Origin of the sequence: Streptomyces sp. NPDC001027 (assembly GCF_040299045.1) — a bacterium.
In the GTDB taxonomy this organism is placed as follows: Bacteria; Actinomycetota; Actinomycetes; order Streptomycetales; family Streptomycetaceae; genus Streptomyces.
Genome location: NZ_JBEPBI010000028.1, coordinates 25,080 through 44,612, shown reverse-complemented (window position 1 = coordinate 44,612; position 19,533 = coordinate 25,080). Strand labels below are relative to the sequence as shown.

Genomic DNA, 19,533 nt, shown 5'->3' with positions numbered 1-19,533 from the left:
GGCCCGGGCCCTCGAGGGTCCGGGCGCAGCACAGGGCCCCGGAACCGGCGCAGGGATCCCGGGGCCCAGTCAGGGGGACGGGAAGGGCCCGTCCGTCGCTGTGCTCAGACGCGGCGGAGTACGGCCACCACCTTGCCGAGGATCGTCGCGTCGTCGCCGGGGATCGGCTCGTAGGCGGCGTTGTGCGGGAGCAGCCACACATGGCCGTCCTCGCGCTTGAAGCGCTTCACGGTCGCCTCGCCGTCGAGCATCGCGGCCACGATGTCGCCGTTCTCCGCGACGGGCTGGCGGCGCACGGTGACCCAGTCGCCGTCGCAGATCGCGGCCTCGATCATCGAGTCGCCGACGACCTTCAGCACGAACAGCTCGCCGTCTCCGACCAGCTGCCGGGGGAGCGGGAAGACGTCCTCCACCGACTCCTCGGCGAGGATAGGGCCGCCGGCGGCGATGCGGCCGACGAGCGGGACGTACGACGCGGCGGGCTTGCCGGCGGTGTCCGTGGGCTGCACGGAGACCGCCTGGTCGGAGCCCCGCACCTCGTACGCGCGCGGGCGGTGGGGGTCACGGCGCAGGAAGCCCTTGCGCTCCAGTGCCATCAGCTGGTGTGCGACCGACGAGGTGCTGGACAGGCCGACCGCCTGACCGATCTCCCGCATCGACGGGGGGTATCCGCGCCGCTGTACGGAATCCCTGATGACCTCGATCACCCTGCGCTGCCGGTCCGTGAGTCCCGAGCTGTCCGCGCGGATCCCTGGAGGTCGGCCCGGCAGGGAGCGCTTGTGTCCCTCGGGATTCATTTCGTTCATCGCATGCACCGGCTCGAGTCGGCCCTGGGAGCGGTCCTGGGCGGTGATGGTGGCACTGTCTGCGGTGGTGGTCACGTCGGCCCCTCTCGGTTGTCTCCCTGCTGGACAACGGTAGTGGCTTTCGAAAGGTTGCGCCAAACACACGTTCGAGTGAAAAAGCGCGCATCGCCTGACTTGATCACGTGTCGGGGTGTATGGCTGACGCGGGTTCTCCCGGCGGAGGGGCGAAGTCGCCGTCGTACCCGTTGTTGTAGTCTTCACCGCCGGAGTCGACGACCTTGCGAGGCGTGGCCCAGTCTGCCATCAGGCCCCCCGAGGATCCGGGAACGGGCCCCGCTCTGCGCGAGAGCCCCACCGCTCCTCCTCGTGGCGCTCACGGTATCGCCGCACGGGCCCCGCGGGCGTGACTGCACGGGTGCACGCGCGCGTGCAGGTGTGGGCTCTCGGGTGTGCGGCCGTTCCGCTTGCGGATGCGTGTGTGCGTGTACACGCAGGCCCTGGGGGCATCCGGACAGGCGGTCCCGCGCGGACGGTTTCGGGTGCTCGGCGTGACCGCCGGAACGCGTGCCGTGAGATCTCGGACGCGACACGCGATACAGCCTGGTTGTATGAGCCAATCCCAACATCTAGTGGTTGGATGACGGCAGCAGCCCAGAAGTTGTGGTCCCCGGTGTCTTCGGATGCTCATGGATCCCCTATGCTTGGGGCTGCTTCGAGGGGCCCGTGAGGCCTGGCGAGGCCATCGAGTCTGCTGTGAGGAGGGTTGGAGTTCATGCACTGCCCCTTCTGCAGGCACCCCGACAGCCGTGTCGTCGACAGTCGGACCACGGACGACGGCACGTCGATCCGTCGGCGCCGCCAGTGCCCTGACTGCTCCCGTCGTTTCACGACCGTGGAGACGTGCTCGCTGATGGTGGTCAAGCGGTCCGGGGTCACCGAACCGTTCAGCCGCACGAAGGTCATCAACGGCGTGCGCAAGGCGTGCCAGGGGCGGCCGGTCACCGAGGACGCTCTCGCCCAGCTCGGTCAGCGGGTCGAGGAAGCGGTGCGGGCCACCGGAAGCGCCGAGTTGACCACCCACGACGTGGGGCTGGCCATACTCGGTCCGCTGCAGGAACTCGACCTTGTCGCCTATCTGCGCTTCGCCTCCGTCTACCGGGCGTTCGACTCGCTCGAGGACTTCGAGGCAGCCGTCGCGGAACTCAGGCGCGGACCGGAAGGGTTCGACGCGGACGACGACGACCGCGCGGACGACGCCCGGGCCGAGGACGACACAGGAGCCGTCACGGGGAGCCGGGATGACGGCGGCGGGCCGGCAGGGACCGTGCAGGTCCCCGAGCCCGCACACGCCACCGACTGACCGACGGGCCGGAGCCGGACTCGACAGTCCTGGCGGCCGGTGCGGCGGCGGACGAAGACCTGCTGTGGGCGAGGGCGAGTGGACGCCCGCAGCACCAGACAGAACAACGTGCCACGGGAACAACGTGGCATTTCAGGGCGTTTTCGCCCGCAGAGGGAGGCGGCATGACAGAGACGGCGAGCGGTCCGGCACGAGGTTCCCGATCCAAGGGCGCCAAGACCACCAAGGGCCTGCGTATCGAGCGCGTCCACACCACCCCCGGAGTTCATCCGTACGACGAGGTGGTCTGGGAGCGCCGTGACGTCGTCATGACCAACTGGCGCGACGGCTCGGTCAACTTCGAGCAGCGTGGCGTCGAGTTCCCCGACTTCTGGTCGGTGAACGCGGTCAACATCGTCACCAGCAAGTACTTCCGGGGCGCCGTCGGCACCCCGCAGCGCGAGACCGGGCTCAGGCAGCTGATCGACCGCATCGTGAAGACGTACCGGAAGGCCGGCGAGGACCACAGCTACTTCGCTTCGCCCGCCGACGCCGAGATCTTCGAGCACGAGCTGGCCTACGCCCTCCTGCACCAGATCTTCAGCTTCAACAGCCCCGTCTGGTTCAACGTGGGCACCCCGCAGCCCCAGCAGGTCTCCGCCTGCTTCATCCTGTCCGTCGACGACTCCATGGAGTCCATCCTCGACTGGTACAAGGAAGAGGGCATGATCTTCAAGGGCGGCTCCGGCGCCGGCCTGAACCTCTCCCGCATCCGCTCCTCCAAGGAGCTCCTCTCCTCGGGCGGCAACGCCTCCGGCCCGGTCTCCTTCATGCGCGGCGCCGACGCCTCCGCCGGCACCATCAAGTCCGGCGGCGCCACCCGTCGCGCGGCCAAGATGGTCGTCCTCGACGTGGACCACCCGGACGTCGAGGACTTCATCGCCACCAAGGTGAAGGAGGAGGAGAAGATCCGCGCCCTGCGCGACGCGGGCTTCGACATGGACCTCGGCGGCGACGACATCACGTCCGTCCAGTACCAGAACGCCAACAACAGCGTCCGCGTGAACGACGAGTTCATGACGGCCGTCGAGAACGGCGCCGAGTTCGGTCTCCGCGCCCGGATGACCGGCGAGATCATCGAGAAGGTCGACGCCAAGGCGCTCTTCCGCAAGCTCGCCGAGGCCGCGTGGGCCTGTGCCGACCCGGGCATCCAGTACGACGGCGTGATCAACAACTGGCACACCTGCCCCGAGTCCGGCCGGATCACCGCGTCGAACCCGTGCAGCGAGTACATGCACCTGGACAACACGTCCTGCAACCTCGCCTCGCTGAACCTGATGAAGTTCCTCAAGGACGACAGCAAGGGCCACCAGTCCTTCGACGCCGACCGCTTCCAGAAGGTCGTCGAGCTCGTCATCACCGCGATGGACATCTCCATCTGCTTCGCGGACTTCCCGACGCAGAAGATCGGCGAGAACACGCGCGCGTTCCGCCAGCTCGGCATCGGCTACGCCAACCTCGGCGCCCTGCTGATGGCGACCGGCCACGCGTACGACTCCGACGGCGGCCGCTCCCTGGCCGGCGCCATCACGTCCCTGATGACCGGCACGGCCTACCGCCGCTCCTCCGAGCTGGCCGCGGTCGTCGGACCCTACGACGGCTACGCCCGCAACGCCGACGCCCACAACCGCGTCATGAAGCAGCACTCCGACGCCAACGCCACGGCCGTCCGCATGGACGACCTGGACACCCCGGTGTGGGCCGCCGCCACGGAGGCCTGGCAGGACGTGCTGCGCCTCGGCGAGAAGAACGGCTTCCGCAACTCCCAGGCGTCCGTGCTCGCCCCGACCGGCACCATCGGTCTCGCGATGTCCTGCGACACCACCGGCGTCGAGCCCGACCTCGCCCTGGTCAAGTTCAAGAAGCTGGTCGGCGGCGGCTCGATGCAGATCGTCAACGGCACCGTGCCGCAGGCCCTGCGCCGCCTGGGTTACCAGGAGGAGCAGATCGAGGCGATCGTCGCCCACATCGCCGAGAACGGCAACGTGATCGACGCCCCCGGTCTCGCGCACGAGCACTACGAGGTGTTCGACTGCGCCATGGGCGAGCGTGCCATCTCCCCGATGGGTCACGTCCGCATGATGGCCGCGATCCAGCCGTGGATCTCCGGAGCCATCTCCAAGACGGTCAACATGCCGGAGACGGCGACCGTCGAGGAGGTCGAGGAGATCTACTTCGAGGCCTGGAAGCTCGGCGTCAAGGCCCTCGCCATCTACCGCGACAACTGCAAGGTCGGCCAGCCTCTCTCCGCGAAGACCAAGGAGAAGGAGAAGACCGAGGTCACGGAGAAGGCCGAGGAGACGATCCGCGCCGCGGTCGAGAAGGTCATCGAGTACCGCCCGGTCCGCAAACGGCTCCCCAAGGGCCGTCCCGGCATCACGACCTCGTTCACGGTCGGCGGCGCCGAGGGCTACATGACCGCCAACTCCTACCCGGACGACGGTCTCGGCGAGGTCTTCCTGAAGATGTCCAAGCAGGGCTCGACCCTCGCCGGAATGATGGACGCCTTCTCCATCGCGGTCTCCGTCGGTCTCCAGTACGGCGTGCCCCTGGAGACGTACGTCTCGAAGTTCACCAACATGCGCTTCGAGCCGGCCGGCATGACCGACGACCCGGACGTGCGGATGGCGCAGTCGATCGTCGACTACATCTTCCGACGTCTGGCGCTCGACTTCCTGCCGTTCGAGACGCGTTCCGCGCTCGGCATCCACTCCGCCGAGGAGCGCCAGCGCCACCTGGAGACCGGTTCGTACGAGCCGACCTTCGAGGAGGAGAACGTGGACGTCGAGGGTCTGGCCCAGTCGGCCCCGCGTCCGACGGACCTCAAGGCCGTCGCCACGCCGAAGGCCGAGGTCGAGGCCGTCGAGCCCGCCCCGAAGCAGGTCCACACCAGCGCCGAACTGGTGGAGATGCAGCTGGGCATCCAGGCCGACGCCCCGCTCTGCTTCTCCTGCGGCACGAAGATGCAGCGCGCGGGTTCCTGCTACATCTGCGAGGGCTGCGGATCCACGAGCGGCTGCAGCTGACGTCGGTCGTCCGCTGGAACTGACCAGCTCGTCAGGGCGGTGGAGTCGATGTCCGGCTCCGCCGCCCTCGGCGTTCCCCGGGCCCGGGCGTTCCCCGAGTGCGGGCGTTTCCCCGAGTCCGGCGACGGTCAGGGGCGGCGCATCCGGCCCATGATCCGGGTGAACGCCGACGGGTCGTCCTCGAAGCCCTGCACGCCGGAGTGGAACGACCAGCTGTCGGACGACTCGCGGACGAACTCCCCGACCGTCGCCGCCGTCGCGCCGAGGACGTCGCCGAAGTCGTTCTCGTCCAGGACGGTGTAGCCCTCCCTTATCCGGAAGGCGGGGTTCAGCACGCTGACGAACGTCCGGTGCTCCTGGATCTGCTGGATGACGACGCCGATGACCACGCGCGCGTACCGCGCGTCCAGGCGGTCGAGTTCCAGCGTCATGACCTCGTCCCAGCCGAAGCCCTTGCCGTCCTTGCTGTCCCGGTTGAGATAGATCGTGCCGTCGGGGGAGCGGCTGTCGAAGTGCACCACGTAGGCCGGCTCACCCTGCGGGTCGTTCGTCAGATACGTCGCGGCCACGATGTCCAGGTCGGTCGGCGGCCGACCTGCCGGGCTCGGGTCCCACTTGAGCGACATCTCGATCTTGCGGATGCCCTTGTTCAGTCCGCTCACCGGACTTCCCCTCCCCGTTTCCCGCGTCTTGCCGTCGTCACCCCGAACTGCTCGGTCGCCAGGGCCGGTTGTCCATCCTGCCACGGGGGCGTGCGCCGTCGCAGGCCTGCTCTCTTCCGGAGCGTGACCAACGCCACGCTCCCTGGCCTTACCATGGCGCGGTGCTGGTCAAGTGGATTCGCTGCACCGTGGTGGACCGCCGCGGTTTCGAACGGGGACAGCGAAAGTGGGCGGGGCTTCTGGGGGAGCCGGGGTTCCGGGGACAGGGCGGGGGCTGGAGCAGGGCACGGCCCTCCGTCGCGCATGTCTTCGCCTTCTGGGAGAGCCGTGCCTTCTACGACTCCTTCATGGCCCGCTCCCACGACCGGCTGGCGACCGCCCAGGCGGGCACGTTCAAGGACGCGCAGGCGCGGCTGTTCGACCACCGCTTCGACGTGAAAACGGGTTTCGAGCCCCGCTTCACCGACTCCGACGTGGTGCGGGTGGCCCTGTGCCGCGTCCACGAGGAACGCGCCGAGCACTTCACCCTGATGCAGGAGAAGGTCTGGAACCCGGCCATGGCCGGCTCCCCGGGGATGATCCGGGGCATGTTCGCCGAGGCGCCCGGCCATGAGTTCCTGGTGCTGTCGATGTGGCGCTCACAGGCCGAGCACGGCAAGTACCGCACCGAGCGCGTGGAGCGGCTCGCCCTCCGTGCCCAGACGGAGGCGGACATCGCCTCCCTCACCGGCGACATCGTCGAACTCGAGCCGGGCTGGACGGTCTGACCCCGGTCCAGGGGGTGATGAAGGTGCGCCGTCTGGCGTCTTCCGGTGCGGATCGATGTGACCTACGCCGTATGGAGGCCGCCGGAGTGCTCGATCGGGCGTCGGTCGATCTAGGGTCTTGGCATGGCACGACCACGGCGTATCGTCCTTGTCCGGCACGGCGAGTCGACGGGCAATGTTGACGACACCGTCTACGAGCGAGAACCCGATCATGCCCTGGGCCTGACGGAGCGGGGCCGCCGGCAGGCGGAGGAGACGGGAAAGCACCTGCGGGAGGTCTTCGGCCGCGAGCGGGTCAGCGTGTACGTCTCCCCCTACCGGCGTACGCACGAGACCCTCGGGGCCTTCCACCTCGACCCCGAGCTCATACGCGTACGGGAGGAGCCCCGCCTGCGTGAGCAGGACTGGGGAAACTGGCAGGACCGCGACGACGTCCAGTTGCAGAAGACCTACCGGGACGCCTACGGACACTTCTTCTACCGGTTCGCGCAGGGGGAGAGCGGAGCCGACGTCTACGACCGCGTGGGCGGCTTCCTGGAGAGCCTGTTCCGCAGCTTCGAGGCCCCCGACCACCCTCCGAACGTGCTCCTCGTGACGCACGGGCTGGCGATGCGGCTGTTCTGCATGCGCTGGTTCCACTGGACGGTCGCCGACTTCGAGTCGCTCGCCAATCCCGGGAACGCCGAGACGCGGATGCTCGTTCTCGGCGAGGACGGCAAATACACCCTCGACCTGCCGTTCAACCGCTGGCGGGAGCCGGAGCCGTACGGAATCACCGGAGATAGAGTGGCAGAGAGATGACAGCCGATTCCTCGCCCGCAGGGCGCCTCGACCGGGCCCTCGCCAGTCTGCGCGGTCTCGCCGTGGGCGACGCGCTGGGCTCGCAGTTCTTCGTTCCGGTGAACTTCCCCCTGCTCCAGCGCCGCGAGCTGCCGCCCGGACCGTGGCAGTGGACGGACGACACCGAGATGGCGTGCTCCGTCGTCGCTGTCCTGGCCGCGCACCACCGCATCGACCAGGACGCCCTGGCTCGCTCCTTCGCGGAGCACCACGACTTCGACCGCGGATACGGCCCCGCCGTCAACCGACTGCTGCGGCTCGTCAGGGAGGGCGCGGACTGGCGTGAGCTGTCGGCCGCCCTGTTCAACGGGCAGGGTTCCTGGGGCAACGGCGCCGCGATGCGCGTCGCCCCGCTCGGCGCCTGGTACGCGGACGACCCGGAGCAGGCGACCCACCAGGCCGAGATCTCCGCCTATCCCACGCATCAGCACCGGGAAGCCGTGGTCGGGGCCATGGCCGTCGCCGCGGCCGCCGCGCTGGCAGCCGCACCCGGAGGGCCGCCCAGTGCCGAGGCGCTGCTGGACGGCATCGTCGCCCTCGTGCCGAAGAGCGCCGTCGGCGCCGGGCTGCGCCGCGCCCGGGACATGCTCGACTACGCCGACGCGGGCACCGTGGCGGCCGTCCTGGGCTGCGGACGGCGTACGTCCGCCCATGACACCGTCCCCTTCGCGGTCTGGTCGGCCGCCCGCGCCCTCGGCGACTTCGAGACGGCGTTCTGGACGACCGCGCAGGTCGGCGGGGACGTGGACACGACCTGCGCGATCGTGGGCGGCATCCTGGCCGGCGGGAAGGCGGGAACGCCGCCGGCCGTGTGGACGGGACAGGTCGAGGCTCTTCCGGAGTGGCTGCCCGGCAGCGCGTGACGAGGCCGGCGCTCACCGCCGTGTGACGGTGCGGCTGCTCGCCACCGCGTGAGTGCGGTGCCCGTGTGGGAGGCGTGCCCGTCCGCGGCGGACCGCCGCAACCGGCCGCGAAAACTCTCCGTGTCGGATGGGAACTCTGAGTGACCGCTCGGCGTTGTCCGGGTATCGGCGCGTGATGCGTGCGAAGCCCAGGCGTGAGGTGCGCGAAGCCCGCCTCGGGGCGTGGGCGGGACGGTGCGGGGTCGGGGAGCGATCCAGGGGGTGGGTATGAGGTTCGTGCTGGCAGTGCTGTTCGTGATCACGTCGTTGTCCCGAGGCCGCCGACAGGGCCGCCTCCGGGGAGCCCGTCGCTGCGCTGTGGCAGGCGGTGTCGCTCCCGGGGCGGCCCTTACGTGCGCACGGTCACCCCACTGCGGGGCCCGCCGTGCCGGACAGCGCTTCCAGGTCGCTCTTGCGGACCCGGATCACGAAGAAGGCCGTCACCAGAGCGAGCACAGCCATGGCGGCGGCCGGCACGAACGCCGTCGAGATGCCGTGGGCGAGCACCTCGTGTCCCCAGGGGGCGGGAAGCTGGTGCGTCGTGGCGAATTCCGCCTTCTGCTGCGGGGTGCCGTCGGCGAGGAACCGGGGCAGCTGCTTCTCCGCCTCGTCCTTGCTCGCGGACCCGAAGACGGTCGTCAGAATGGACAACCCGAGCGAGCCGCCGACCTGTTGCGTGGCGTTGAGCAGCCCGGAGGCCGCGCCCGCCTCGTGCGGGGCGACGCCGGACACCGCTGTGACGGTGACCGTCACGAAGTTGAGCCCCATGCCGAAGGCGAAGACCAGCATGGGCCCGAGCACCCCGCCGGCGTAGGAGCTGTCCGGGGTGATGAACGCCTGCCAGGTGAGTCCGACCGCCACCAGCGCGGACCCGGCCAGCATGAACGGCTTGGGGCCGAGCACCGGCAGGAAGCGCTGCGACAGGCCCGCGCCCGTCGCGATGGCGACGGTGACCGGAAGGAAGGCCAGGCCTGCCTTGATCGGGCTGTACCCCAAGATGTTCTGCACGAAGAGGACGATGTAGAAGAACATGCCGAACATCGCGGCAGCGAGGCTCAGCATGATCACGTACGTGCCGGAGCGGTTGCGGTCGGCGAACATCTTCAGCGGGGTGATCGGCTCCTTGGCCCGCATCTCGGTGAAGACGAAGCCGATCAGCAGGATCGCGGCCGCCGCGAACGCGCCGAGGGTCAGGCCGTCCCGCCAGCCCTCCTCGGCCGCACGGATGAAGGCGTAGACCAGGGAGGCCATGCCGGCCGTCGACGTCAGTGCGCCCGCGACGTCGAAGCGACCGGGATGACGCTCGGACTCGTTGATGTACAGCGGCGCGACGGCGGCGATCAGCACGCCGATGGGCACGTTCACGAACAGCACCCAGCGCCAGTCGAGCCACTCGGTGAGCATGCCGCCCGCGAGCAGTCCGATGGCTCCGCCGCCCGCGGAGACGGCCGCGAAGACGCCGAAGGCCCGGTTGCGCTCGGGGCCCTCGGGGAACGTCGTGGTGATCAGCGCCAGAGAGGTGGGCGACGCGATGGCGCCGCCGACGCCCTGCAGGGCCCGTGCGGCCAGCAACTGCCAGGGCTCCTGGGCCAGTCCGCCCAGGAGCGAGGCGAAGGTGAAGATCAGGATGCCGGCCATGAAGGCCCGGCGTCGGCCGAGGATGTCGCCCGCTCGGGCGCCGAGCAGCAGCAGTCCGCCGAAGGTGAGCGTGTAGGCGCTGACCACCCAGGTGAGGTCGGTGGTGCTGAACTTGAGCGCGTCTTGAATGTGCGGGAGTGCGATGTTCACAATCGTCGCGTCGAGTACCACCATGAGTTGGCAGGCCGCGATGACGGTGAGCGCGATGCCGGGGTGTCCCGCCCGGCGGGTCGCACCCGGTTTCTGCTTCTGGATCAACTGAGAGGTCGTCACTATGGGTCCCCCACAAGAGCATTAGTGAACGCTGGCGTTCACTGGCGCGTCAACGGTAGTGAGTCCTCGGTAGTGAACGCAAGCGTTCACTCGTGGCGTCGCCCCGGCGGCGTGTCCCCCGTCGCGATCCCGCAGGGCCTCACCGGCCCGGCCTCGCTCCACCCCGCTCCCCGCCCACCTGCAGTCCCTGCTTCGCCCGCGGTCCCTGCATCACCCGCAATCCCCGCTCCTACTGCTCGCTGGAGACAGTCAGATGGTTACTTCGCGCTGGACGGCCGCCCCCGCTCAGGCGACCTCCCTTCGCCGGCGCGGCGCCGTGCTCGAACGCGCGATTCTCGATGCCGCGCTGGATCAGTTGGGCACGGTCGGCTGGAACGGCCTCACGATGGAGGGAGTCGCGGCCGGCGCCCAGACCGGCAAAGCGGCCGTCTACCGTCGCTGGCCGTCCAAGGAGGACCTGGTCGCCGACGCTCTGCGGGCCGGACTGCCCAGGTTCGACGGCGTTCCGGACCTGGGCAGTGTGCGGGCGGATCTGGTGGCCCTGTGCCGGACCGCGCGGGACGCGATGTACTCCCGCCCCGGTTTCGCGCTGCGCTCGTTGATTCACGAATGCGATCCGTCCCAGGCGGGACGCTTCCAGGCCCTGATCCTCGAGGGGGTGGTGGAGCCCACCGTCGCGCTCCTGCACGAGGTGATCAGCCGGGGAATCGAGAGGGGGGAGGTGCGGCCCGACGCGGCGAACAGCTACGTCTTCGACGTCATCCCGGCAGTCATGATGTACCGATCCAAGATGTGCTCGTGCGAATGGAACGACCGTGATCTCGACGAGATGATCGACCAGCTCATGTTGCCGCTGCTGCGGCCGGACGCGTCCTGAACGGCGGCGCGGCGACGCCGGAATCGGGCGATGCCGCGGCCCGGCGACCGCCGAGCGGACCGGGGGTGTCGCTCCGGGATCCGGTCGGCGTAACCTAAGGACGCCATGCCGTACGAACCGCCTACTCACACCGTCGAGCGCTCCCTTCGCGCCACGACCGGAGCGAAGATCATTGCCGGTGTCGACGAGGTGGGCCGCGGCGCCTGGGCCGGACCCGTCACCGTCTGCGCGGCGGTCACCGGGCTACGCCGACCGCCCGCGGGCCTCACCGACTCCAAACTCCTCACCCTCAAGCGACGCACCGCGCTCTCCGCGGTGCTGCTCGACTGGGTGACGTCGCACGCCCTCGGGCACGCCTCCCCGGAGGAGATCGACGATCTGGGGATGACCGCCGCGCTGCGGCTCGCCGCCGGACGCGCGCTGGACGCCCTTCCGGTCCGGCCGGACGCGGTGATCCTCGACGGCAAGCACGACTATCTCGGCGCTCCGTGGCAGGTCCGCACGGTGATCAAGGGTGACCAGTCGTGCGTGGCGGTCGCGGCGGCCTCGGTGATCGCCAAGGTGCAGCGCGACAAAATGATGGCCGAACTGGGCATCGAACATGCAGACTTCGGCTTTGCGGACAACGCCGGTTACCCGTCGCCCGTGCACAAGGCCGCACTGGAGGAGCGGGGCCCCACCCCGTACCACCGGTTGTCGTGGGCGTATCTTGATGCGCTGCCCCAGTGGCGGCACCTCAAGAAGGCCCGCAGCTGGGCGGACGGAAGCGCTCCGGAGATCGAAGGCCAGCTCGGCTTCGACTTCTGACGACTCCGGCCGCACTGATGTGCCACCCACTGGCGCGTGTCGTGCCAACGTTTGATAAATAACAGCTCATGCCTCTCATTCCCGAGGAGCCTCAGATTCACGAGAGTGCCCAGGGTCCCCGCGCGACTCCGGCCAGCGGCCGCACCGCGCCGACCCCTCGACCTGTACCCGGACCCCGTCCCGCGGCTCCGTCGCGTCCCGGTCGTCCCGGACCCCTCCGGCCCACGCCGCCGGCGCAGCGCGCGCCGCGTGACGGGGCAGTCAAGCCCGGGCCGCCGGCCACGGCTTCCCCTGCCGCCGCGTCCACTTCGGCGGCTCCTCAGGTCCAGTTGATCCCGGCCTCGGCCGAGGGTGCGCTGGACGCCGCCGAGGAGGCTGTGGACCTCCTCCTGGAGTCGGGCCGCGCCCCGGGGGACTTGCTGGTGATCACCACCGGCGAGCAGCACCCCTGGGCCGCCCACGAGCTCTCCTTCGGTGAGGCACCGTACTGGGCGCAGCACGACGCGGGCGACGACGTCTTCTACGCCGCCGCCGCCGTGGCGGGCCGTGCGGGCGTGCGTCCGGTGGTCGTGGTCGCCGTCAACGGCGGCGACGACACGGTGGCCGCGGCTCTGACGCTGGCCCGTACCCGGGCCGGCGCCCTGCTGATCTGCTGCGGCGACCCCCAGCAGATCAACGCGGTGCTGGGCACGGGCGTCTGATCCGCTCCCACGGCTCCACGGCATCCCGGGGTGCACGCCGGGTGCACGGCACGTGTGCCACGAGCGGGTACAGCGTGCACAGAGGCGTCATGCTGCGACGCCTCTGTGGCGTGTCCGGAGCGCCGGCTCGGCTGATCGCGTGAGCTTCGCCTGTCGCCTGTCGCCGGTGATCCGGGGACCGGCGACAGGCGGTCCTGAGGCCGGCGGCCGGTGATCCCCGGGCGGGCGGCCCATGGCCCCCGCACCGGGTGACCGGTGATTCTGCGCCGAACGGTCGCCCTCAGGGGCGGCCGTTCGGGCGTCAGCGGGCGGCAGCGCGGCGCAGTACCTCCGAGGCGGCGCCGCCGGTCCGCGGCAGCGGGGGCGGGGCCTCGGAGAGCGCGAACGGCTCGGGGGCCGACTCCGCGTTGGGCCGACGGCCGCCCCGGCCCTCGCCGAGGACCTGCCAGCCGTCCCGGGTCAGCGTGATGTACGCCCCGCAGCGCAGCCCGTGCAGCGTGCAGGCGTCTCGCAGGCCCCACATCCACGCGCCGTCCTCCTCGGTCCAGCGCGCGTCGCCGTCACGGCAGTAGAGCAGCACGGCGGTGCGCACCGGGGTGCGGCGCCGCAGGTCGTGCGGGATGACCCGGCGCAGCTGGGCGAGCAGTGCGTTGCGGTACATCCAGCCGTCGGTCGACGCCTGGCGACGGGTGAACGAGGCGCTCGCCCGTACCCTCTCGTCCGGGTCGAGCACGGCCACGATCGCGGTGGCCGGCCCCGGCCGGTGCCGAGAGTGCAGCCCGCTGACGACCTCCCGCGGACTGCGCAGCAGCGGGATGCCGGCCGAAGCCCATTCGGCAGGCTCGAGCAAACGGTTGGCGGAAGCGGCGGACGTGTTCGTCGACAACGATGCCGCCGAGGACGGAGCGAATCCGAAGGTCACGATCCTCCCTTCGGCTACGGCCCACACTGCGGGCGGGGCGGATGAGGGGGAGCGCACGCCGCAGCAGAGCCCTAGCGGACGACGGGCCAGCCGTGCGGGGAGCGGACCTCAATTCTTCCTGTCGAACTTGGATGCGGCAACGAGCAATTGGGGCTGCCGACCGTTATATGGCGGCGAGTGACTTATATCCCTACCCGGTGATTCACTGCAGGACGCCTGAGCCCACCGTTCCACTACGGCTCGCCGGGCCTTCTCGGACCCATCGCAAGACCGTCGTCACGCTGCGTGAAGTGGCTCAATGTCAGTGCCATCGGGTTGCATGGAGACATGGACGATCTGGAGCTGCGCAGCGAAGCCGACGCCATCCTCGCCGAGCTCGTCGGCGCCCCCGCGGGGACCGCCCGGCTGCGGGAGGACCAGTGGCAGGCGGTGGCGGCCCTGGTGCGGGAGCGCCGGCGGGCCCTGGTGGTGCAGCGCACCGGATGGGGCAAGTCGGCGGTGTACTTCGTCGCCACCGCTCTGCTGCGCCGGCGCGGCTCGGGTCCGACGGTGATCGTCTCGCCGCTGCTGGCGCTGATGCGCAATCAGGTGGAGGCGGCGGCTCGGGCCGGGATCCGGGCACACACCATCAACTCGGCCAACCCGGAGGAGTGGGAGACCGTGTACGACGAGGTCGAACGCGGTGAGACCGACGTCCTCCTGGTCAGCCCCGAGCGTCTCAACTCCGTCGACTTCCGCGATCAGGTGCTGCCCAAGCTCGCGTCGACGACCGGTCTCCTGGTGGTCGACGAGGCGCATTGCATCTCCGACTGGGGGCACGACTTCCGGCCGGACTACCGTCGGTTGCGGGCGATGCTCGCCGAACTCGCCCCGGGCGTGCCGGTGCTGGCCACGACCGCGACCGCCAACGCCCGGGTGACGGCCGATGTGGCCGAGCAGTTGGGCACCGGCGGCGGTGAGGCCCTGGTGCTCCGCGGCGCGTTGGACCGGGAGAGCCTGCGGCTGGGCGTGGTCCGGCTGCCGGACGCGGCGCACCGTCTGGCCTGGCTCGCCGAGCACCTGGACGAGCTGCCTGGCTCCGGCATCGTCTACGCGCTCACCGTCGCAGCGGCCGAGGAGGCCACCGCCTTTCTGCGGCAGCGCGGCTTCGAGGTGGCGTCCTACACGGGCCGCACGGAGAACGCCGACCGGCTGCAGGCCGAGTCCGACCTGCAGGAGAACCGGGTCAAGGCGCTGGTGGCGACCTCCGCGCTCGGCATGGGGTTCGACAAGCCCGACCTGGGCTTCGTGATCCATCTCGGGTCGCCGTCCTCGCCGATCGCCTACTACCAGCAGGTGGGGCGCGCGGGTCGCGGCGTGGCCCACGCCGACGTGCTGCTGTTGCCGGGCAAGGAGGACGAGGCCATCTGGCGCTACTTCGCCGACACCGCGTTCCCGCCCGAGCAGCAGGTCAGGCAGACCCTCGCGGCTCTCGCCGAGGCCGGACGGCCGCTGTCCGTGCCGGCCCTGGAGACGGCGGTGGATCTCCGGCGCAGCCGACTGGAGACCATGCTGAAGGTGCTGGACGTCGACGGCGCGGTCAAGCGGGTCAAGGGCGGCTGGACGTCCACGGGCGCCCCATGGGTGTACGACGCCGAGCGCTATGCGTGGGTGGCGCGACAGCGGGCCGCGGAGCAGCAGGCCATGCGCGACTACGTGAGCACGTCGGGATGCCGGATGGAGTTCTTGCGCCGGCAGCTGGACGACGAAGGCGCCCGGCCCTGCGGCCGGTGTGACAACTGCGCGGGCCCCTGGGCCGACCCGACGGTCTCTGCGGAGACGCTGACCGGCGCCACGAGAGAGTTGGACCGCCCGGGAGTGGAGGTCGAGCCGCGCCGGATGTGGCCGACCGGGCTTCCCGCGCTGGGCGTCGAGCTGAAGGGCCGGATCCCCGCCAAGGAGCAGTGCGCCGCCGGACGGGCGCTGGGACGCCTGTCGGACATCGGCTGGGGCAACCGGCTGCGCCCGCTGCTGGCTGAGAACGCCCCTGACCAGCCAGTTCCGGACGACGTCCTGAAGGCGGCGGTGGCGGTGCTCGCAGACTGGGCGCGCTCTCCCGAGGGCTGGGCCACGAACGGCCCGGACGCCGCCGCCCGGCCGGTCGGGGTCGTCGCCGTGCCGTCCCTGTCCCGCCCGCAGCTGGTCGGCTCTCTCGCCGAAGGCATCGCGACCATCGGCCGCCTGCCGTTTCTCGGCGCGCTGACCTACACGGGTCCCGGCGGCGCGCACGCGGCGCGGCGCAGCAACTCCGCCCAGCGCGTCCGGGCACTGTCCGGGGCGTTCGCCGTCTCGGAGGAGCTGGCCGAGGCCCTGGCGGGGTCTCCGGGCCCCGTCCTGCTCGTGGACGACTTCACCGACTCCGGCTGGACCCTCGCCGTGGCGGCGCGGCTGCTGCGCCGGGCCGGCGGGGGAGACGTCCTGCCGCTGGTGCTCGCCACGGCCGGCTGAGCGCTCCCGGCCGCGTTCCCGGTCGCGATCCAGGGCACGCTCAGGTACGAGAGGCCTCAACTTCCCTTTCGGGAAAAGTCGTTTGCCCGAAAGGCGGCACGTCGAGTGAGCGTTGCCGGGTGCATGCACTCGGTGTTACGGTTTTGCCGAGCCCCGTATGGGCCTACGCATGGAGGTAGCGGCTACTCGCCATTACAGAGATCGGCACCGTTCCGTCTCTCGCAGCTCGTCGATCCCACCCGGGGATTGCTGCGCCCACTTTCACTGCGTAGGTATGCGGGGCATTCGTGTGTCGATTTTCCGGTGGCGTGGCTGTCTCTCTGCGATCAGCCGACACCGAAAGGCAGCACATGAGCGAGAATCAGGCCGACGCCAAGGAAAAGGCCGTGACGCGGCAGGAGCAGGCCGAGCGGCGAAACGCGCAGGTTGAGGCCTGGCAGGAGCAGACAGAGGGCTGGGCCGGCTTCGACGTCCATGACTTCCAGCGCGGTGCCATCGCCGAGTTTCGCGCCAACGGGGGCAAGTTGGGCGGAATGTTCGAAGGCTGGACCTTGACCGTGTTGACGACGGTCGGGGCCAGGACCGGCCTGCGCCGCGAAAGCGTCCTGGGATATCTCGAGTTCGACGGAAAAGGCGTCGTCGTCGCCTCCGCGAATGGCGCCGACAAGCATCCCGGTTGGTATCACAACATCCGCAGGAACCCGATCGTGACGGTGGAGACCGGCACCGACGCATATCAGGCGATCGCAGCCGTTCCGCAGCGTCGAGAACGCGACGAGCTTTTCGGCCGCGTGGTCGAGGAGGAGCCGGGCTACGCCGACCACCAGGCCCGCACGGCGCGGGTGATCCCGGTGATCGTGCTGCATCGGATCGGCCCCGTGCCCGGAGCGGAACGGGTCAAAGGGATGGGCGACTGGATCGTCGAGGTGCACGACTGGCTGCGGGGCGAGCTGAAGACGCTTCGCGAACAGGCCGATCGGCTGGTCGAGGGCAGCGCCGCGAGGATCGAGCGGACCGCGCCGGGCCTCGCCCAGCAGATGCGCGCCCGCTGCCTCGATTTCTGCGGCGCGCTGACGAAGCATCACGGAGGTGAGGACATGGCCTTGTTCCCGAGGCTCGCGGAACACTTCCCCGCCTTGGCGCCGGCTTTGGCCCAGCTCGGGGACGAGCACAAGGCGGTGGCGCGAGCCCAACAGGCCATCCGGGAGCTCGTGGACGGTTTCGTCCCCGGCGAGTCCGACCCGAGACGGCTGCGGGAGGAGCTCGAGCGGCTGGCCCAGCGGCTCGAGAGCCACTTCACCTACGAGGAGGAGACGATCGTCACCGCGCTCAACGCGACGGCGCCGGCTCCGTACGTCGACTGACGGAGTAGCCCGATTGGCATGTCTCTGACCCGACTTATCCACAGGCCAAGCGGAACTTTGCGATCCGCGAGATCGTCAGGGCATGACGAACCACAGCGAAGCCATGGGAACCCCTGAAAACCGCGACATTACCGACTGGGCGGGGGACGGACCGGACACCCCCGACCAGGAGGGACGTCGTCGGGACGGGCGCGACGGGAAGGGGCACGACGGGGAAGGACACGACCGGGAAGGGCACGGTCCGGAAGGACATGGTCCAGGAGCACACGACCGGGGCGAGGGAGGTGGAGAAGGGTGGGGCGCCGCCGTTCACCAGGTCACCCTGCGCACCCCGGAGGAACTGGCCGACGCCCTGCCCTACCTGCTCGGCTACCGGCCGGAGGACAGCGTCGTCCTGGTCGCCCTGCACGACGAGGGAGGTCGGGGCCGGTTCGGGGGTCGGGCCCGACTCGGCATCCCCTCGAACCCCGACGACTGGCCGGCCGTCGCCGACCAGTTGGCGCGCGGGCTCGTGACAGGCGGTGAGCGCAGGGGCGCCCGCCCCGCGCAGATGGTCGCCTACCTCTGCCAGGAACCGACGAGCGGAGAGACGGGCCGTCGGACCATGGAACGCCTGCAGCCGCTGGCCCAGGAACTGCGCGTCGCGTGCGGGCGCCTCGACGTCCCCGTCATCGAGGCGCTCTGCATCTCCGACGGCCGATTCTGGTCGTACTGCTGCGCGGGCAAGGGCTGCTGCCCGGTCGAAGGCGTTCCCATGGGACTGCCCGGGACTTCCGTCCTGGCTGCGGCCGCGACCTACGCGGGCATCCAGGTCCGAGGCACCCTGCGCGAACTGCGCGCCCGGCTGCAGCCTTTGGAGACCGCCGCCGCGCTGGAGCAGGAGATCACCCTGGACACCGTGGGTCTGGCGCTCGTCCCGCGGATCCTCGACGAGGCGAGCCGCACGTCGGTGGCCGAAGAGACGCTCGCACTGGCACGGCACGTCATGCGGCGCCTCGCCGAGGCGCCGGTCGTGCCGGGCTCCGCGGCGGCCGACCGCCGGGACGACGACCTGCTCGAACCGGACGAGGCCGCCGTCCTGATCCTCGGTCTGCAGGACCGGGTGACGCGCGACCGGGCGGCGGAGTGGATGGAGGGCGAGGAGGCCGCCCCGGCGCTGCGTCTGTGGCGGGCGCTGGCCCGACGGTGCGTGGGACCGTACGGCGAGCACGCGGCGGCTCCCCTCACCCTGGCCGGCTGGGTCGCCTGGTCGAGCGGCGACGAACTCGAGGCGAGGGAGGCCCTCGCGATGGCCTTGGGCGCCGATCCCGGATATCTCTTCGCCCGCCTCCTGCACCAGGCCTGCAACGAAGGCCTCGACCCCGAGTCGGTACGCCGCTGCCTCCGGGCCGAAGGCAGGGGACGTGCGCGCCCGGCGGCACTCGGGACAGGACAGACGTCACACGAGGCGGAGCCGCATCGGGAGACGGAGCAGCCGCGGACAGCGGTGCAGGCGCAGGAGGCGGGGGAAGACCCGGAAACGGGGGAGAAGCCGGAAACGAGGGGAGAAGTCGAGGGCCCGCTCCCGGGACCGGCGTCGGCGGAACCGGGTAGCTGCGCTCCGGCTGCGCGAACCCCCCGCTCCCGCCCCCAGAAGCCGCGTCTCACCCGCCCCGCGGCGGTCGGCCCGGGCAGGTCCCGCTCGCATCCCGTAGACAAGGCCGCCGTCCGGCGTCGTGGCGCCCGCCCCCAAGGCGCGCGATCCGACGGGCCCAGCCCCGAGGGCACCTGCTCTCAAGGCGCCCGCCCCGACGGCGGACGTTCCGACAGCGGACGCTCCGACGGTGACGCCGTTCCTGGCAGGCCGTGAGGCCGGAGCGGGATCGGATCGGGATCGCCGGGCGTGGGCGACGGAGCGCTGCGCCCGTCCACCGCCATTCGGTGGGGCCTGCGACCCGGTGCGTGACCTGGGGGAGTGCAGCCCCGTTCACCTGAGTGGCGGAACGCCCGCACGGGTGCTCCGCCGCGCGGACCCGCCCCAGCCGGAGCCTTCCACCAGGCCTCGACCAAGCCCGAGGCGCAC

At 70.6% G+C, this 19,533-nt stretch carries 15 protein-coding genes; 11 read left to right on the top strand and 4 right to left on the bottom strand.

What is annotated here, in order from left to right; all coding sequences use genetic code 11:
• Positions 1 to 104: 104 nt before the first annotated feature.
• Complete coding sequence (gene lexA, locus ABT300_RS11490) at positions 105 to 881, bottom strand: transcriptional repressor LexA (protein WP_351674094.1); 777 nt, start codon at positions 879 to 881, stop codon at positions 105 to 107.
• A gap of 697 nt (positions 882 to 1,578) precedes the next feature.
• On the opposite strand from lexA, the gene nrdR reads away from it, so the two are divergent.
• Together nrdR and ABT300_RS11480 are read left to right on the top strand one after the other, a co-directional pair.
• Positions 1,579 to 2,166 (top strand): transcriptional regulator NrdR, encoded by a 588-nt coding sequence (nrdR, locus tag ABT300_RS11485; RefSeq protein ID WP_351674092.1) that lies wholly within the window; start codon positions 1,579 to 1,581, stop codon positions 2,164 to 2,166.
• Between the two features lie 164 nt (positions 2,167 to 2,330).
• Positions 2,331 to 5,231, top strand: coding sequence for a vitamin B12-dependent ribonucleotide reductase (locus tag ABT300_RS11480; RefSeq protein ID WP_351674090.1), 2,901 nt, complete (start codon positions 2,331 to 2,333; stop codon positions 5,229 to 5,231).
• Between the two features lie 128 nt (positions 5,232 to 5,359).
• On the opposite strand, the gene ABT300_RS11475 is transcribed toward ABT300_RS11480, so the two are convergent.
• The gene (locus ABT300_RS11475) at positions 5,360 to 5,893 is read right to left on the bottom strand and encodes a TerD family protein (RefSeq protein WP_351674088.1); all 534 of its coding nucleotides are present in this window, start codon (positions 5,891 to 5,893) and stop codon (positions 5,360 to 5,362) included.
• Between the two features lie 161 nt (positions 5,894 to 6,054).
• On the opposite strand from ABT300_RS11475, the gene ABT300_RS11470 reads away from it, so the two are divergent.
• From ABT300_RS11470 to ABT300_RS11460, 3 genes are all read left to right on the top strand, one after another.
• Entirely contained in the window at positions 6,055 to 6,660 is a 606-nt protein-coding gene (locus ABT300_RS11470; protein WP_319277667.1) for a YdbC family protein, read from the top strand.
• A 123-nt stretch (positions 6,661 to 6,783) separates the two neighbouring features.
• Positions 6,784 to 7,461: a histidine phosphatase family protein gene (locus ABT300_RS11465; RefSeq protein WP_351674086.1), complete on the top strand. Its 678-nt coding sequence runs from the start codon at positions 6,784 to 6,786 to the stop codon at positions 7,459 to 7,461.
• Positions 7,458 to 8,363, top strand: a complete 906-nt coding sequence (locus ABT300_RS11460; RefSeq protein ID WP_351674084.1) for an ADP-ribosylglycohydrolase family protein — start codon at positions 7,458 to 7,460, stop codon at positions 8,361 to 8,363. Before ABT300_RS11465 ends, ABT300_RS11460 begins: the two co-directional genes overlap by 4 nt.
• Before the next feature lie 402 nt (positions 8,364 to 8,765).
• Here ABT300_RS11460 and ABT300_RS11455 read toward each other — a convergent pair whose 3' ends face one another.
• Complete coding sequence (locus ABT300_RS11455; RefSeq protein WP_351674083.1) at positions 8,766 to 10,313, bottom strand: MFS transporter; 1,548 nt, start codon at positions 10,311 to 10,313, stop codon at positions 8,766 to 8,768.
• A gap of 253 nt (positions 10,314 to 10,566) precedes the next feature.
• Between ABT300_RS11455 and ABT300_RS11450 the strand changes: the two genes are divergently transcribed.
• The 3 genes from ABT300_RS11450 (at position 10,567) to ABT300_RS11440 (ending at position 12,698) form a co-directional block, all read left to right on the top strand.
• Positions 10,567 to 11,190 (top strand): TetR/AcrR family transcriptional regulator, encoded by a 624-nt coding sequence (locus ABT300_RS11450; RefSeq protein ID WP_351674082.1) that lies wholly within the window; start codon positions 10,567 to 10,569, stop codon positions 11,188 to 11,190.
• 105 nt (positions 11,191 to 11,295) lie between these two features.
• A complete protein-coding gene (gene rnhB, locus ABT300_RS11445; protein WP_351674080.1) occupies positions 11,296 to 11,997 on the top strand; it encodes a ribonuclease HII in 702 nt (233 codons plus the stop codon).
• 68 nt (positions 11,998 to 12,065) lie between these two features.
• The gene (locus tag ABT300_RS11440) at positions 12,066 to 12,698 is read left to right on the top strand and encodes a hypothetical protein (RefSeq protein WP_351674078.1); all 633 of its coding nucleotides are present in this window, start codon (positions 12,066 to 12,068) and stop codon (positions 12,696 to 12,698) included.
• A gap of 301 nt (positions 12,699 to 12,999) precedes the next feature.
• On the opposite strand, the gene ABT300_RS11435 is transcribed toward ABT300_RS11440, so the two are convergent.
• Positions 13,000 to 13,620 carry a hypothetical protein gene (locus ABT300_RS11435; protein ID WP_351674076.1) on the bottom strand — a complete coding sequence of 207 codons (621 nt, stop codon included), beginning with the start codon at positions 13,618 to 13,620 and terminating at the stop codon, positions 13,000 to 13,002.
• A 327-nt stretch (positions 13,621 to 13,947) separates the two neighbouring features.
• On the opposite strand from ABT300_RS11435, the gene ABT300_RS11430 reads away from it, so the two are divergent.
• The 3 genes from ABT300_RS11430 (at position 13,948) to ABT300_RS11420 (ending at position 19,320) form a co-directional block, all read left to right on the top strand.
• Complete coding sequence (locus ABT300_RS11430) at positions 13,948 to 16,107, top strand: RecQ family ATP-dependent DNA helicase (protein WP_351674074.1); 2,160 nt, start codon at positions 13,948 to 13,950, stop codon at positions 16,105 to 16,107.
• A gap of 350 nt (positions 16,108 to 16,457) precedes the next feature.
• The gene (locus ABT300_RS11425) at positions 16,458 to 17,471 is read left to right on the top strand and encodes a nitroreductase/quinone reductase family protein (RefSeq protein ID WP_351674073.1); all 1,014 of its coding nucleotides are present in this window, start codon (positions 16,458 to 16,460) and stop codon (positions 17,469 to 17,471) included.
• Positions 17,472 to 17,553: 82 nt separating this feature from the next.
• Complete coding sequence (locus tag ABT300_RS11420; RefSeq protein ID WP_351674072.1) at positions 17,554 to 19,320, top strand: DUF4192 domain-containing protein; 1,767 nt, start codon at positions 17,554 to 17,556, stop codon at positions 19,318 to 19,320.
• Positions 19,321 to 19,533 lie beyond the last annotated feature (213 nt).